Annotated in this window: 13 protein-coding genes; 3 read left to right on the forward strand and 10 right to left on the reverse strand. The window is 69.3% G+C overall.

The window, feature by feature from the left end:
- The 3 genes from EX20_RS26220 to EX20_RS26230 form a co-directional block, all read right to left on the reverse strand.
- Positions 1 to 411 carry an ExbD/TolR family protein gene (locus EX20_RS26220; RefSeq protein WP_014725280.1) on the reverse strand — a complete coding sequence of 137 codons (411 nt, stop codon included), beginning with the start codon at positions 409 to 411 and terminating at the stop codon, positions 1 to 3.
- A 19-nt stretch (positions 412 to 430) separates the two neighbouring features.
- Positions 431 to 2,236 carry a DUF2341 domain-containing protein gene (locus tag EX20_RS26225; RefSeq protein WP_034195286.1) on the reverse strand — a complete coding sequence of 602 codons (1,806 nt, stop codon included), beginning with the start codon at positions 2,234 to 2,236 and terminating at the stop codon, positions 431 to 433.
- Between the two features lie 68 nt (positions 2,237 to 2,304).
- The gene (locus EX20_RS26230) at positions 2,305 to 3,969 is read right to left on the reverse strand and encodes a ShlB/FhaC/HecB family hemolysin secretion/activation protein (protein ID WP_224056195.1); all 1,665 of its coding nucleotides are present in this window, start codon (positions 3,967 to 3,969) and stop codon (positions 2,305 to 2,307) included.
- Between the two features lie 830 nt (positions 3,970 to 4,799).
- Here EX20_RS26230 and EX20_RS26235 point away from each other — a divergent pair.
- Together EX20_RS26235 and gspK are read left to right on the forward strand one after the other, a co-directional pair.
- Positions 4,800 to 5,372, forward strand: coding sequence for a hypothetical protein (locus EX20_RS26235; protein WP_034195238.1), 573 nt, complete (start codon positions 4,800 to 4,802; stop codon positions 5,370 to 5,372).
- Between the two features lie 45 nt (positions 5,373 to 5,417).
- Positions 5,418 to 6,413: a type II secretion system minor pseudopilin GspK gene (gspK, locus tag EX20_RS26240; RefSeq protein ID WP_034195239.1), complete on the forward strand. Its 996-nt coding sequence runs from the start codon at positions 5,418 to 5,420 to the stop codon at positions 6,411 to 6,413.
- A 34-nt stretch (positions 6,414 to 6,447) separates the two neighbouring features.
- On the opposite strand, the gene EX20_RS26245 is transcribed toward gspK, so the two are convergent.
- The 6 genes from EX20_RS26245 to EX20_RS26275 form a co-directional block, all read right to left on the reverse strand.
- Entirely contained in the window at positions 6,448 to 8,088 is a 1,641-nt protein-coding gene (locus tag EX20_RS26245) for a type II toxin-antitoxin system Phd/YefM family antitoxin (RefSeq protein WP_034195240.1), read from the reverse strand.
- Between the two features lie 555 nt (positions 8,089 to 8,643).
- The gene (locus EX20_RS26255; RefSeq protein WP_014725288.1) at positions 8,644 to 8,898 is read right to left on the reverse strand and encodes a FecR/PupR family sigma factor regulator; all 255 of its coding nucleotides are present in this window, start codon (positions 8,896 to 8,898) and stop codon (positions 8,644 to 8,646) included.
- A 261-nt stretch (positions 8,899 to 9,159) separates the two neighbouring features.
- Entirely contained in the window at positions 9,160 to 10,158 is a 999-nt protein-coding gene (locus tag EX20_RS26260; protein ID WP_051974504.1) for a FecR family protein, read from the reverse strand.
- A gap of 8 nt (positions 10,159 to 10,166) precedes the next feature.
- Positions 10,167 to 10,733 (reverse strand): RNA polymerase sigma factor, encoded by a 567-nt coding sequence (locus EX20_RS26265; protein ID WP_011882516.1) that lies wholly within the window; start codon positions 10,731 to 10,733, stop codon positions 10,167 to 10,169.
- Positions 10,734 to 10,739: 6 nt separating this feature from the next.
- Positions 10,740 to 11,477 (reverse strand): secretin and TonB N-terminal domain-containing protein, encoded by a 738-nt coding sequence (locus EX20_RS26270; protein WP_034195242.1) that lies wholly within the window; start codon positions 11,475 to 11,477, stop codon positions 10,740 to 10,742.
- Between the two features lie 159 nt (positions 11,478 to 11,636).
- Positions 11,637 to 12,149 carry a prepilin-type N-terminal cleavage/methylation domain-containing protein gene (locus EX20_RS26275; RefSeq protein WP_045577858.1) on the reverse strand — a complete coding sequence of 171 codons (513 nt, stop codon included), beginning with the start codon at positions 12,147 to 12,149 and terminating at the stop codon, positions 11,637 to 11,639.
- A 57-nt stretch (positions 12,150 to 12,206) separates the two neighbouring features.
- Here EX20_RS26275 and EX20_RS26280 point away from each other — a divergent pair, with 57 nt between their 5' ends.
- Entirely contained in the window at positions 12,207 to 12,650 is a 444-nt protein-coding gene (locus EX20_RS26280) for a general secretion pathway protein GspC (RefSeq protein ID WP_034195243.1), read from the forward strand.
- 8 nt (positions 12,651 to 12,658) lie between these two features.
- Here the strand turns inward: EX20_RS26280 and gspF are convergent, their stop codons facing one another.
- On the reverse strand, positions 12,659 to 13,876 hold the full coding sequence (gspF, locus tag EX20_RS26285; RefSeq protein WP_034195244.1) for a type II secretion system inner membrane protein GspF: 1,218 nt from the start codon (positions 13,874 to 13,876) through the stop codon (positions 12,659 to 12,661).
- Positions 13,877 to 14,420 lie beyond the last annotated feature (544 nt).

Genomic DNA, 14,420 nt, shown 5'->3' on the forward strand with positions numbered 1-14,420 from the left:
TCAGCCGCCCTGCTTCGCCTTGCCCGTCACGAGGCCGACCTGCGACAGGTCGAGGCGGCGCAGCAGGTCGAGCACGTCCATCACCTTCTGGTATTGCACGGCGGCATCGCCCTTGAGCACGATCGGGAATTCCGGGTTGGTCGCCTTCTCGGTGCGCAGCCGGCTCTCTAGCTCGTCCATCGTCACCGGATACGCGTCGAGAAAGATCTGCCCGGAATCGGCCACGGTGATCGCCTTCGTCTTGGGCTTCGCGAGGCTCGCGGACGAGCTCGCCTTCGGCAGATCGACCTTGATGCCCTGCACCGACGCGGTGGTCATGATGATGAAGATGATCAGCAGCACGTACGCGAGGTCCAGCATCGGCGTGATGTTGATGTCGTCGTACGGCTTGTCGTCGTCCTGAACCTGCATGGTGGTCTCCTGCGTGCGTTCAGTCGGCCAGCACCGCGTGATCCGGCGTGCGGTGCGCTTCGGCGAGGCGCGTGACGAACTCGTCGACGAACACCTGCATGTTGGCGGTCACGTTCTTGTTGCGGATCAGCAGGTAGTTGTAGCCGAACAGCGCGGGAATCGCGACGAACAGCCCGGTGACCGTCGCGAGCAGCGCGGCCGCGATACCCGGCGCGATCGCGTTCACGTTCACGTCGCCGGCCGCGGCGATCGCGGCGAACGTGATCATCACGCCGACCACCGTGCCGAGCAGGCCGAGGAACGGGCCGCCGGAGATCGCGATGGTCAGCAGCACCATCGACTTCGACAGCCGCTGGTTCTCGCGCACGAGCGTCGCGTCCATCGACGCGCGAATCGCCTCGATCGATTCGCTGGTGATCACCGTGCGGCCGTTGCCGTCCACGCGGCTGTGGATCTCGTGCACACCGGCCTTGTAGAGGCGGTACAGCGACGACTGGTACAGCCGGCGCCCGTCGGCGCTCGCCTCGTCGACGTGCGCGAGGCCCACCAGATGACGGCCGGCCACTTCGCGAAAGCGCTGCACGAAGTACTGGTTCGCCTTGTCGACGGTGCCGACGTAGCGCGCCTTGGTCCACATCACGACCCACGACACGAGCGCCATGCCGAGCAGGATCGTGATCACGACCCAGGCGTCCACCGTCACCGACTGCACGATCACGCCGAAGTAGCCGAAGCCGAAGCCCGACTGCTTCTCGTCCGCGCCGTAGGCGACGAGCTTCGATTCCGAGCCCTGCGCGAGCGCATCGAGCGCGAGCGCGGCCGGCGTGCGCGCGATCTTCGACAGCCGCAGCTCGTCGAGTGCACCGTTGTACGCGGCAAAGCCGGCCGGCGCGCCGGCCGCGTCCGCACCGACCGTCGCCGCGCCGTTCAGCGCCGGCAGCACCGCCGCGACCTGCGCGGCCTGCTTGCCGTTCACGTAGACGGTGAGGTTCTTGCCGTCGGCGGTCACCGCGAGATAGGCCCACTGGTTCGCGGCGAGCGGCGCCGCAGTCGGCGTGCGCACCGGCGCCGCGCTGCCGGCCGCGCCGTCGACCTGCGCGAACGGCACGCCGTTGTCGAGGCCGATCAGCAACGCGTTCGCGCCGTCGCGGCGGCCGTACAGCAGCGTGTTCGGCGCGAGCGCGGCCGGCTTGACCCACGCGCTGAACGTGAAGCTGCCGCCGGCCGGCACGTTCAGCGACGGGCTCGCGGGCAGCGTCAGCGATGCATTGCCGTCGAAGCGCGCGCCCTTGCCGACGATGCCGTCCTCGATCGCGCGCGACGTCGCGTTCTGCGCGTTGTTCGCGTACGCGGTCGCGTCCTTCGGCGGCGTGCCCGGCGCGCCGTTGAAGTGGTACACGAGCGTGTAGTCGGCGTCGAACGTGTCGGCCGGCTTGCCGCCGTCCGGCGCCTTCTTGTTGCCGTAGTACATCCAGATCGATTCCGCCGCGCCCGCCGGCATCTTCGGCACGTCGACCCAGATCAGCGCGACGCCGAGCACCGGGTCGTACTGTTCGACGTGGTAGTTCAGCGGGGTCTTGTCGTCGGCCGCGACGAAGCGGATGTCCGCGCCGTTGTCGGCCAGCCCGTCGAACTGGAAGTTGCCCGAATGCAGGCGAATCGGCAGCGGCACGCGGCCGGCCGACTCGGCGAGGTTCGCGCCTTTCGGGCTCGCGTCGATGGTGATCGCCTTCCGGTACGACCAGTCGTTCTGCCACCATGCGTTGGCAATGCCGGGCAGCACGCCGAGCATCGCCGCCAACAGGAAAAACAAGACTCGCTTCACGATCCACTCCCCGAATGTGCGGGCGCCGCGCTCGCCGCAGCGCCCCGGCACGGTCAAAAAAAAATCCGTCAGAACCCCAGCCGTACGTAGAAATCGAAACGCGGGCTGTACTGCCGCGTATAGACGCCGGCCTTCAGCGGCCATCCGGCCTCGAAATCCGCGCTCGCGTACTTCATCAGCTGCAGCCGCGTGCCGACGCCGACGCTCATCAGGTTGAAGCGCGACGTCTGCTCCGGCAGCGGGCTCAGCAGCCACAGATGCGCGGCGTCGAAAAATGCGTGGAAGCGCCACTCGTTCACGCGGCTGCCGACCGCGCCGCCGAGCCACTTCGACAGCGACGGGCTGCGCAGCTCGAGCGACGCGATCACGCCGCTGTCCGCGGTGTCTTCGGCCTGCATGTAGCCGCGCACGCTGTTCATCCCGCCCGCGGCGAACTGCTCGCTCGACACGAGCGGCGAGTTCGACAGCTGCGCGCTCACGTGCGCGTTGGCCTGCATGTCGTTCGCGAAGCGCTGCGTATGGTTGACGTCGAACTTGCCGTACACGAAATCCGGCGTCGCGTTGTAGCGCTTGTTGTCCCAGGCACCCCAGTCGCTGCCGAGGCCGCGGATGTTGGTCGTCAGCGACGCGGAGAACGACGTCTGCGAGTTCGTCAGGCTCAGCTGGCCGCTGTACGAGAACGTCACCGGCACATAGGTCAGCGGCGCGGTGGAGGTCTGGCCGACCACGCTCACGTTCTCGTCGTAATGCTTGCGGTCGATCTCGATGCTGACCGTGTGCGCGTAGGTTTCGGATCCGGGCAGCGCATAAATCGCGGTGAAGCCGTACGTCGTGCCCTTGCCGAGCACGTTGGTGCCGCCGACCGACGCGACGTTGCTGTCCGAATGCACGACGGTCGCGAGGAAGCTCCAGCGCGTGTCCCTGATCGGCGCGAGATACGAAAACGCATAGACGCGCGCATCGTTCGGATGCTGCGGCGCGATCACGTAGGTGCCGGAGATCACGTGGCCGAGCTGCCAGAGGTTCGAGTAGCTGAGGCTCGCACTCGTGCGCAGCGCGGACGTGCCGGGGCTGTTGTCGTTGTTCAGTTCGAGCGTGCCGTGCAGCGGGCTGTGATCGTCGACCTTGAGATCCACGTCGACCGTCTGCGGCATCGTGCCCGGCTTGAGCACCGGAATCACCTGCCGGTCCGCCGAGCGGTTCAGGCCCGTGAGCTGCTGCTGCGCCTGGTTGAAGTCGGGCACCTTGCCTTCGGCGAGCGCGGGCACCGCGTCGCGGATGTTCTGCGGCGAGTCGTATCGCGCACCTTCGACGCGCAGCCGGCCGACCTTCGCCTCGGTCACCTGCAGCAGGATCACGCCGTTCTTCACCTGCTGCTGCGGCAACTCGACGACGACCGACTGATAGCCGCGATCCTGATAGACCTTCTGCAGCGCATCGCGCGCGCCGTTCACGTCGGCCAGCGTGCGGCCCGGCCCTTCGAACGGATAGACGGCCTTCTCGATCTCGAGCGCGGGCAACGTCGTGTTGCCGCGCACGACGAATGCGTTGACGTCGAACGTCTGCGGCGCCGGCGCTTGCGGCGCGGCGGCGCTCGCGGCCGGCGCCGCGGCGGCTTGCTGTGCGCGCACGCCCGGTGCGCCGCACAGGCCGCCGGCCAATACGGCGCCGGCCAGGCATCGGCATCTCAGCCGCCATCGTTCGCGTGACTTGCGGTCTACTCTCGGCGGCATGCGCCATTCCCCTATGTGGTTCCGATTCCCGGACCGGCCGTGCTGCATGCGCCGCCCGCTCCGTTATCAAATGCCTGTTTCACTTTGATGACGCTTGGTTCGCCATCCTTATCGTGGACTGCGCGGTGCGTTGCCGAGATTTCCGATACCCGCAGCCGTAGCATCGAACGATGGCGCCGTTCGTGTCACCGCCGTCGCACTGTCGAACGGCCTCGACCGTGTCAATCGGAAAGGACGAATCGTCATCGCACAACCCGCAACCATCGACGCGGCCGCATCGCATTCGACCGCGTCGCGAGCGTGCCCGATGCACCGGCTTGCCGCTCTCACCTACCTAGACGGAACGAAGTACGCATTGCCGCAAACTTTTTTGTGCGAGCAGCCGGCGCGACGCCTAACACGTGCAGCCGCCGCTCGGCCCGCGAATACGCGCGGCCGACGGCGCCGCTCCAGCAGCGGCGTCGACGGCATGCGGCCTGCAATGCGCGCACGGCGGAAGCCCGCGCGCTCGCGCGGGATGCCGTGCAGGAATGTGCGTGGCCCCCGGTTTCGTATGCGTATCGTTTGCGTGGCCATCACGGCTCTACGGCGTTGCACTTGCTTGCAGCGTCGGCAAACGTACGCCGCCCGACGGGCATCGCGCGATGCGCGATGCGCCATGCGGGCAGCCCGACCATCGTCTGATGCTATCGGGAAGTTTTTGTGACATTGAGCTGAAGATATCCACCAGAGCGACGGCGATCGCGCACGCATCGTGAAAGGCTGCGGTATCGCGCGCCCCGATCCGTCTTAATCAAATGAGAACAACACGCCGACGAAGGGTCCGTTTCATGTCATTCGCCACGATGCTCGTGCGCTGGCTCGCCGGCCGAATCGCCGGCGCGGCCGCACCGCCGAACCCGCAGCGCGCGGCCGCCGCCCGCAGCGTCGCGTCGCCGCGCCCGTTGCGCTGGCGGGCGCCGTGGCTCGCGTGGCAACTGCTGTCGTGGTGCGCATTGACGCTGCTCGCACCGCCGGTCTGGTCGATCGGCGCGCTGCTGCTGGTCAACGCGTCGAGCGACCAGCCGCTGTTCTGGGCATTCGCGATCGCGATCGTGCCCGTCGCGAACGGCATCGCGATCGTCGCGGCGAATCAGCGCCATCACCGCATGCCGTTCACGCGCCGCTCGACGGTCGCGCTGTTCATGTTCTTCGTTGCGACGGCGATCGGCTGCACGCTGTTCGTGCTGCTGATGTGGCGCTCGCATGCGATCCCGGCACTGGTCGGGCCGCTCGCCGTCGACGGCGGCGACCTGCGCCCCGCGACGCTCGCATGCTGGGTCGCGGCGCTTGCGGCGACGTTCGGCGTCACGTCATCTGCGCATGCGAGCATCGCTCACGCATGGCTGGCGTTCGAGGCATAAATCAGGATCTGAACGCGGCTGCGACCACATAACGGGGGCACGCGAATGCATCGACACGGAAGATCCTGTGCAACACGCGCGCCGCGCGCGCGCGGCATCGCGATCGTGACGGTGCTGCTGGTCGTCGCGCTGGCGGCGACACTCGCGGCCAGCGTGCTGTGGCGCCAGCAGGTGGCGATGCGCGACGTCGAGAACCAGCGGCTCGCGACGCAGACGATGTGGGTCGAGCGCGCCGCGGTCGAATGGGCGCGTGCGCTGCTGCGCGCGCAGAACGCGACGTCGAACGTCACCTTCGTCGGCCAGCCGTGGTCGACGCCGTTCGCCGACGTGCGGCTGTCCGACCTGCTGCCGCCGGATGCGATCGCGGTCAATGCAGAGCTTGCGCGCGCGTCGATCGCCGGCAACGTCGAGGACGCGCAGGCGCGCTTCAACCTGCTGAACCTCGTGTCGCGCGTCGCGCCGGGCAAGCCGTGGCAGGCCAACGCGGAAGGCGTGCTCGCGTATCGGCGCCTGCTCGGCGCACTCGGGCTCGACGCCGCGCTCGCGCAAGCGACGGCCGACTACATGCTGCGCTCGCTGCGCGACACGAACGGCCCCGACGGCTGGCCGCTGCAACTCGTGAGCGTCGACGATCTCGCCCGCATTCCCGGCTACGACGCACGTGCGATCGATGCGGTCGCACCGTTCGTGACGGTGCTGCCCGACCTGACGATGGTGAATGCGAACACGGCGGCCGAGCCGGTGCTCGTCGCGGCGATTCCGACGCTGTCGGCAAGCCAGGCAAAGCGGCTCGTCGACCGGCGCGCCACCGCGTACTTCGTCAGCACCGGCGACATCGCCGAATATCTGCTGCCCGCGCCGGGCGGCAACGCGACGCTGCCCGACGGCGCGGCCGTGGGCGTCACCAGCGGCTACTTCATCGTGCATTGCCGCGTGCATTCGGCGCGGATCAACGCACGCGTCGACACGCTGATCGCGCGCTACGGCAGCGGCAACTTCACGTGGACATCGGTGATCTGGGTGCGGCGGCTCGCGAGTTGAAGCGGGCCGCGCTGGTTGCGCAGGCGCCGCCGCGCTAGACGGGCGACGACTCGGTCAACCCGACCGTGCGCGCCGCTTGCGGGGCCATCGCACACTCGAACGTCAAGCGCGTGAGGCTCGTCTCCCGCACTTCGCCGAGCAGGCGGTTCCAGTCGTCGATCGACACGAGCAGCGCGATCGGCCGGTTGTATTTCGTGACCATCACGAGCGCATCGCCCGCATGCCGCAGCGCCTTCGACGGATTGCTGCTGAAGTCGCGCGTCCCCATCGCGATCGTGCGCAGGCTGAACACGTTCGCGGCAGCATCGTCGCCGTCGTCGTGCAGCAGCCGTTCGAGCGTCGCCGCGCGCAGCAGCGCCTGCGATTTCGCGGACAGCCGGTCGCGCCGTTTGCGCCGCTCGCTGCGCGGATCGACATGCACGGCGAGCAGCCGCACGAGCTGGCCGAGCGTGGTCGCGGGCAGCTGGTCGTAGCGGCGCCACCAGTCGGGCGGCAGCGCGACCATCATCCCCGCGTAGACCGCGGTGACGCCGTCGGCGATATGCGCCGGGAGACGTTCGGCGTTGCGCGCGTCGAGGTCGAGCGCCGCGCCGATCACCTGGGTCATCATGCTGAACGCGTTGTACGCGAGCGCCGCGATACCGCACGCGAGCAGCGACGCGCGCGCCGGCGCGTCGCCGAACGGCGCACCTTCCCGTACCGGCGCGAGCGGCAACGGCAGCGCGTCGCGCCAGCGTCGGCGCGACAGCTGCACGATCTGCACCGCATCGCACCGGGCCGGCGACAAGTCCGTCAACAGCGTGGTCGTCCCCGCAAGATCGCCGTCCGCCCGCGCGCGACGCCATTCGATGCGGCGCAACGCACCGGCCGCATCGTCGTCGCCCGCCATCGCGACCGGCTGCTCGTACACGAGGCCGTCGCCGCATGCGCCGGCCTCGCGCCACGCACCGAGCGGCCGGCATCCGCTTGCGCGCCCATGTTCGCGCAAGATCAACGCGCCGCCGCGGCGCGGCCAGCCCGACAGGATCGCGTCCGCATCGAAGCCTCCGTCGACGATCCACAGCTCGCCGGGCCGCACCGTCTCGAGCAGCGCAGCGACGAACGCGCGCGCGTTCTGCCGGCCGCGTTCGACCGGCAGCAGATCGACGATCAATCCGAGATCGGGATCGTAGACGGGCAGCACGCGCGCGCCGGTGTCGGGCGCGCGTTCGCGCGCAGCAGCGTCGCGCAGCCGACCGCCATCGCCGGCATCCGGCGCGGCCATCCATCCGTCGTCCGCGTCCTCGAGCACGCGCAGCCGCATCCCCTCGAATCCGCGCTCGTCCGCGCGCACCGCCGCGATCGGCTGCAGCAGCTCCGCGCTGTCCTTCACGAGCGCACGCCCCCAGCCGGCGCGCAGCCGGCTCATCGCGTCGTGCAGCGCGGCGACCGCGGCGCCGCCGGTCGATGCGCTGCCGCCCGCATCGGATCGCGTGCGCGCCCGTGCGGCGATCGCCGCGATCGCATCGACCGCGCGCGCGAACAGCGCCTCGCGGATCGGCTCGTCGTCGGGCTCGCCGCCTGCATCGTCGCGCGTATCGGGCCAGTCGTCGTGCAGCGCGCATTGCAGCATGAGCCGCGTCATGATCGCCATCGGGCTCTGTTCGACGAAGCGTTCGACCACCGCGCGCGTCATCGGGCCGCTCCGTATCGTTCGCCCCGGCACGCTCGCCGTTGCCGGGCCGCAGCAGCCGCCTCGCGAGCGACCGAACGCGCACCGCCGCCTGCCGTCGCGGCGCGCGGTTCGCCATCGACGCACGCGGTGACGCGCACTTTACTTACGCGCACGTCGCGACGATGCCTGACTGGCGCCCGGCGCAGGTCCGGCACGGCGGCGAGCTGCTGCAATGGATGGTCGACCATATCGTTGCTCTGCAAGAATCCGCCCGTTGTTCGAACGCTTCCCGTTTCTGTGTGAACCGCCACGCGACGTGGACGATCGGCTAGACGCCGCGCGGCGTGGCACGTACGACTGCCCGCGGCCGGCCGCTCACTGCGCCACACCCCACGCCCCACGCGGCGGCGATCCGCAGGCCCGCATCGGCCTCCGGTCCCGCTTCACGGCCCCCTCGCTCTCTCGTATACAAGGTCGAAGCGGGCGCGCCTAACCCGCAGAATTTCGCGCACGACGCGCTGCCGCGCAGACGAAAACGATTCCGCCGCGGCCCGGCATGCCGCATGGACCGAGCGCTCAATGCGTACGCGTCGAGCCGCCCCGCTCCGGGCCGCCGATCGCCGCGAGCACGGCCCACATCCAGATCAGCTCGCGCACGGTGCGCGCATGCTCGTCGCTCTGCGCGCGCCAGCGCCGGAACGCGTCGAGTTCGTGTTCCGTGGTCTCGCCGGTGCGCAGCCACAGCAGCCAGCGCACCGCGCCTTCGCGGATCGCGTCGGCGCGCGCGTGCGCGTCGCCGGAATCCGCATCCCGTTGCGATTCGTCGATCATCACGCCACCGCCCGAAGCTGCCTCGACACCGATCCCCCGCGCCGCGCATCGCTGCACGGCCGGGGCGCCCGCCATCCACGCCCCGGATCCGACCACGCGCCACCGGGCAGCCGCATACGGCGGCCCGACGTTTGCCGGCCCTCATTGATCAGGTCGTATCGGACGACGGTAACCCGCAACGCGCGCGCGGCAGCGCGAGCACGCCGGCCGTTGCGGCAGAGGAAGGAGAAAGAAGGAGAAAGAAGGCGAAGAACGCGCCGGTCAGCTCAGCAACACGATGTTGCCGGGCAGGCGCGTGATGTGCGCGCCGTACAGGCGGCCGACCATGTCGATCACGTCGTCGAGCCGCGCGATCGGAAACTGCGCCTGCATCCGATTGGCGCCGAGCGCGGTGCGCCGCAGCACGACCCGGCCGGGACGATAGCGGTTGATTTCGTCGATGACGCTCGACAGCGGCACGTCGTTGAACACCAGCATGCCGCGCCGCCACGCGCTGATCGCGCCCGGATCGGCGCGCGTTACGGGCTGCACGCCGCGATCGTTGTAGACCACCTGATCGTCGGCCTTCAGCGTGCGCGCGCCGCGCGGATGCGCGAGCGCGACCGTGCCGGACAGGCACGTCACGCACACCTGCGCACCGGTGCGCCGCACATTGAAGCGCGCGACGGTAGCCTGCATGCGGCCGTCGCCGGCGACCACGGTCACCGGCTGCAGCGGCGTCGCGCGGCCGGCGGGCGGCGTGGCCGCGTCGATCTCAGCCTCGCCCGCGACGACTTCGACACCGTGCGCGGCATCGCTCGCCGGCAGCATGTCGATGCGCGTCTGCGTGTTGAGCGCGACCGTCACGCGCGACGACAGCGCGACGCTGCGCTGCTCGCCGGTGCCCGTGTGGTAATCGGCGGTCAGGTCGCCGAGCGACGGCCACAGCTGCAGCGGCGGGCGCACCGCGAGCCACGACGCGCCCGCGGCCACCGCGAAGCCGATGAACGCGCGGCGGCCCGTGCGCATCGTGCGCTCGCGCTTCGCGACGCTGGCCCACGCGGCGCTCGTGCGTTCTTCCTGCGCGAGTTCGGCGGCCGCCGTGCGCAACGATCCCCACGTGTCGCGCAGCAGCGCGGCCGCCTGCGGACGCTGCGCGCACCAGCGCTCGAACGCGTCGGCGTCGGCCTGGCTCGCTTCGCCCGAGCGCAGACGCAGCAGCCACGCGCTCGCTTCGTCGAGGGCGTCGTGGGCGGGTTCTGCCTGGGCTTTCGTCATCATCCGGGTACTCAAAATTTACGCGGCCCGCCTCGCGAGCCCGTGTACGAATCGCCGTCTTCCTGCATGCGTTGCAGGCAGTACTTCATCGCCGCGCTCAGTTCGCTTTCGACGAGCCGCAACGAGATGCCGAACTGCTCGGCGATCTCGCGGTTCAGCAGCCCGTCCACGCGCGCGGCCAGCAGGATCGCACGGCGCCGCGGCGGCAGGCCGAGCAGCACGTCCTTCAGCGTGTCGACCTTGCGGCGCGCCGCAACGATGCGCTCCGGGTCGGCCAGCTCGTCGGGCGTCTCGAGCAGCGTTTCGACGTCGTCGTCGTGCAGATGGCGGCGCTCGCGGCGATGCTGGTCGATCGCGACATTGTTCGCCATCCCGAGGATGTAGGCGTCCGCGTTCGTCACCTGCGTCGACACGTTGGCGTTCTCGAGGCGCAGCCAGGTCTCGTGCAGCGCGTCGGTCGCGCCGTCCTTCGAGCCGGTCACGCGCTCCAGACGCCTGACCAGGTACGCGTAGCGCGCCGCCAGCAGCTTCCGGAGGCCGCCGCGCGTGGTGTCGGACGTATCTGACGTATCGGACATGTCGCCCTAGCCTCGCGACGCCGCCGGCGGACAACGAAAATGCACGCCGTTGCCCTCCGGCCGCAGCAGGATCGTGACCGGCTGCGGCAGGTCGGCCGGCGGCGCATCGTCCAGCTTCAGCGCGCGCAACGCGTGCAGCACCGCCGCGTCGCGGGCGGCCGAACCGCTCGATGCCACCATGTTGACTGCCACCACCGTCCCCCTGTTGTCGATGCGCACCTGCGCGACGAGTCGATAGCTGCCCGGCACGGCCGCGGGCTGCGCGCACAGCGCATCGATCAGATGCGCCTGCAGCATGCCCGCGAACGCACGCCGCTCGCCCGATTCGCCTATCCCGTCGATCGGCAGCGCGGCGTCCGATGCGTCGGCCGCGGACGGCGCCGCATCGGCGGCCGGCTGCGCGACGATGATCGCTTCGTCAGGGCGCGCGAATTCCGCGCGCAACCCCGTTCCTGCCAGCATCCGCTCGAGCGCGTCGCGCGGTGCGAAGTCCCCCTGCACCGGTGCGCTCGTGCGGCCGTCGAGCAGCGGCGCCGGCGCGAGCACGAGCAGCTCGGTCAAGCGCGCGAAATCCTGCAGCGCCTTCGCGAGCGGCTGCGCGCGCAGCGCGAAGTGCGCGACGCTGCCCGGCGGGCGGCCCGCGACACCCGCCTCCTGCGCGAGCGCGCCGCGCAGGCACGGCACGACGAACACGAGCCACGCGACGAGCGCCACGACACCGGTGGGCGCCCGTGAACGAGTCATGAATCCCTGGTCGGAAGTGGAGTTGCACGCCGCGTGCCGGAACGCATCCCGCCGACAGCCGTACCGTCGCGAGCGAACGTCAGATTGTGAGCGGGCACTGTGACAGTCAGGTGAAGCGTGCGGTCGCGCGAAACCGGCCCGCCTCATGCGCCGCATCGCTCACGGCCGGCGCACGACGAAGTTGCCGATACCGGTGCCGACCACCGCCATCCGCACGTCGCCGGACCACAGCGTGATCGTCACGGGCACGTCGATGCCCTCGTTGCCGAGCACGACCGGCGACGGTGCGTCGCCGCCGCCGGTGTAGCGTACGGTGACGCCGGTCACCGCGGCGCCCCAGCGGCGCGCGCGATACAGGTCGTCCGTCATCGGCGCCCAGCCGCCGCCGTCGGTGCGCTGGACGAACCGGTAGCCGCCGCCGACCGCTTGCCATGCGATCGGTATCGAGCGCACCTGCGCGTCGTCGCCCGCCGATTCGAGCAGGTTCGCGAGCCGCTGCGCTTCCTCGGCGAGATCGGTACGGCGATTGCGCGACGGCGTGAGCGTGACGACCGCGACCAGCAGCCCGACGATCACGAGCACGACCAGCATCTCGAGCAACGTGAAGCCGCGTTGCGTGCCTGTGCGCGGCCGCCGCGCGTCCGTGGTTCGTGGGTTTTCGTGCCGCGTCATCGTGGATTCACCGTTGCGTCAAAGAATGGAAAGCGTCGCCCGAACCGCCCGATCGCCATGAAACCGCTCACGCTGCTCCACACCGTCGCGTCCCGCGCGGATCCCGTCGCCGTCGTCGCGACGCTGGCCGCCGCGGCTGCGCTTGTCGCCGTATCGCTGTATGCGGTACGCGTGCTCGGCACGACCGCAGCGCCGGTTGCCGTGCCGATGCTGCCCGCACCGCCCGACGTCGCGGCCGGCGCACGGCTGTTCGGCGCGCCGCCCGATGACGGCCGCGATGCGGTCCGGGTGCTCGGCGTGATCGCATTCGACGCACGCCGCGCGGCCGCGATCGTCGGCGTCGGCGGCGACGCGGCCCGCGTCGTGTCGCGCGGCGCGCCGATCGGCGCAACCGCGACGCTCGCCGACGTGCACGCGCGTTCGATCGTCGTCGAGCGCAACGGGCTGCGCCGCGAGATCACGCTGCCCGCGGCCGGGCACGCCGACGCGTTCGCGCGCTGACACGCCCATCACTGCACCATGTTGTTCAGCTCGATGATCGGCATCATCACCGCCAGCACGATCACGAGCACCACGCCGCCCATCGCGAGGATCAGCAGCGGTTCGAGCAGGCTGGTCAGAAACATCGTGCGGCGCTCCAGCTCGCGCGACTCGCCTTCGGATGCGCGATCGAGCATCGTCGTCACGTCGCCGGTCGCTTCGCCCGAGCGGATCAGGTGCACGAGCACCGGCGGAAACGTCTTCGTATGGGCCAGCGCGCGCGACAGCGCCGAGCCTTCGCGCACGCGCACGATCGCATCGTCGACGTTCGCGCGCATCGCGCGGTTCGACAGCGTCTCGCCGGCCGCCTGCAACGCGCGCAGGATCGGCACACCGGCCGCCGTCAGAATGCCGAGCGTGCTCGCGAAGCGCACCGTGTTGTAGCCGCGCACGAGCTTGCCGGCGAGCGGCGCGGTCAGCACCCACGTGTCGAACCTGAGGCGCGGCGCATCGCGCGACAGCACCTTGCGGATCGCATAGACGATCGCGACCGTCGCCGCGAGCGACGCCCACCACCAGTGCCGCACGAAACCGGACAGCGCCATCATCACGACCGTCAGCGTCGGCAGCTGCTGCTTCGTGCTGGTGAACACGTTCGCCACCTGCGGCACCACGTAGCTCAGCAGGAACGTGACGATGCCGAACGCGATCAGCGTGACGATGCCCGGATAAGTGAAGGCCAGCAGGATCTTTTGTTTCAGCGCGTTGCTCTGCTCGATGTAGTCGGCGAGCCGCGCCAGCACGACGCCGAGCTTGCCGGTGTGTTCGCCGGCCGCGACCAGCGCGCGGTAGATGTCGGGGAAGTCGCGCGGATGCTGCGTCAACGCATTCGCGAACGAATGCCCGCCGACCACTTCCGCACGGATCGACGCCATCAGTTCGCGCACGTATTCGCGCTCCGCCTGCTCGCTCAGCACCGACAGCGATTCGTCGAGCGGCAGCCCCGCGACGAGCAGGCTCGCGAGCTGGCGCGTGATGATCGCCTGTTCGCGCTGCGACAGCTTGCGGCCGAGCGACAGACGCCGCTGACGCGCACCGTTCAGACGTTGCGCGGCCAGTTCGACGACGAGCGGGGTGAGGCCTTGCGTGCGCAACTGGCTGCGGCCGGCGCGCGCGCTGTCGGCTTCGAGCACGCCCTTCAGCGTGCGGCCGGTGGGATCGATCGCTTCGTAGCGGAATGCCGACATGCCGGGATTCTCCTGTCACGTACGCGACCGCCCGCGATGACTTGAGACGGCAAGGCGGATCGCGTCGCCCGCGCAAGACTAAGGCGCGAACCGGCGCAAATTTGTGACCGATGTTGGGCTACCTTTTTGATCGCGGCCGATTATCTGCCGATACGATTCAACTCGCCTCACACAAAAACGATTTCAGAACACGCACCTTAATCTCCGAATCTTTAAATCACTCGCTCTTATAATGCAGATCGAATACTCGATTCAATACGTTTCGCCGATTTAAATACGCCGACGAAAACGTCGTTCAAGCGACGACGCGTGAAATGTTACGCACCATTCGACATGAAACCGACTTGGCATTGGGTTAGCGCTTTGCAGCGCGCCGACTCAGCGCAAGCGCGGTGCCCGAGCGAGCATTGCGATGATGCGTCGATGCGAATGCCCAACATCCGGGACGCCGGTCCGCAGCGAACGCAGGCGAAATAACGGCATCGCCAATTCCAGTAACGCAATGCCGTATTCGCTCAAAATGTTACGCATCATTCGTTATGAA

It is taken from the genome of Burkholderia sp. WP42 (assembly GCF_000745665.1).
GTDB classification, from domain to species: domain Bacteria; phylum Pseudomonadota; class Gammaproteobacteria; order Burkholderiales; family Burkholderiaceae; genus Burkholderia; species Burkholderia vietnamiensis.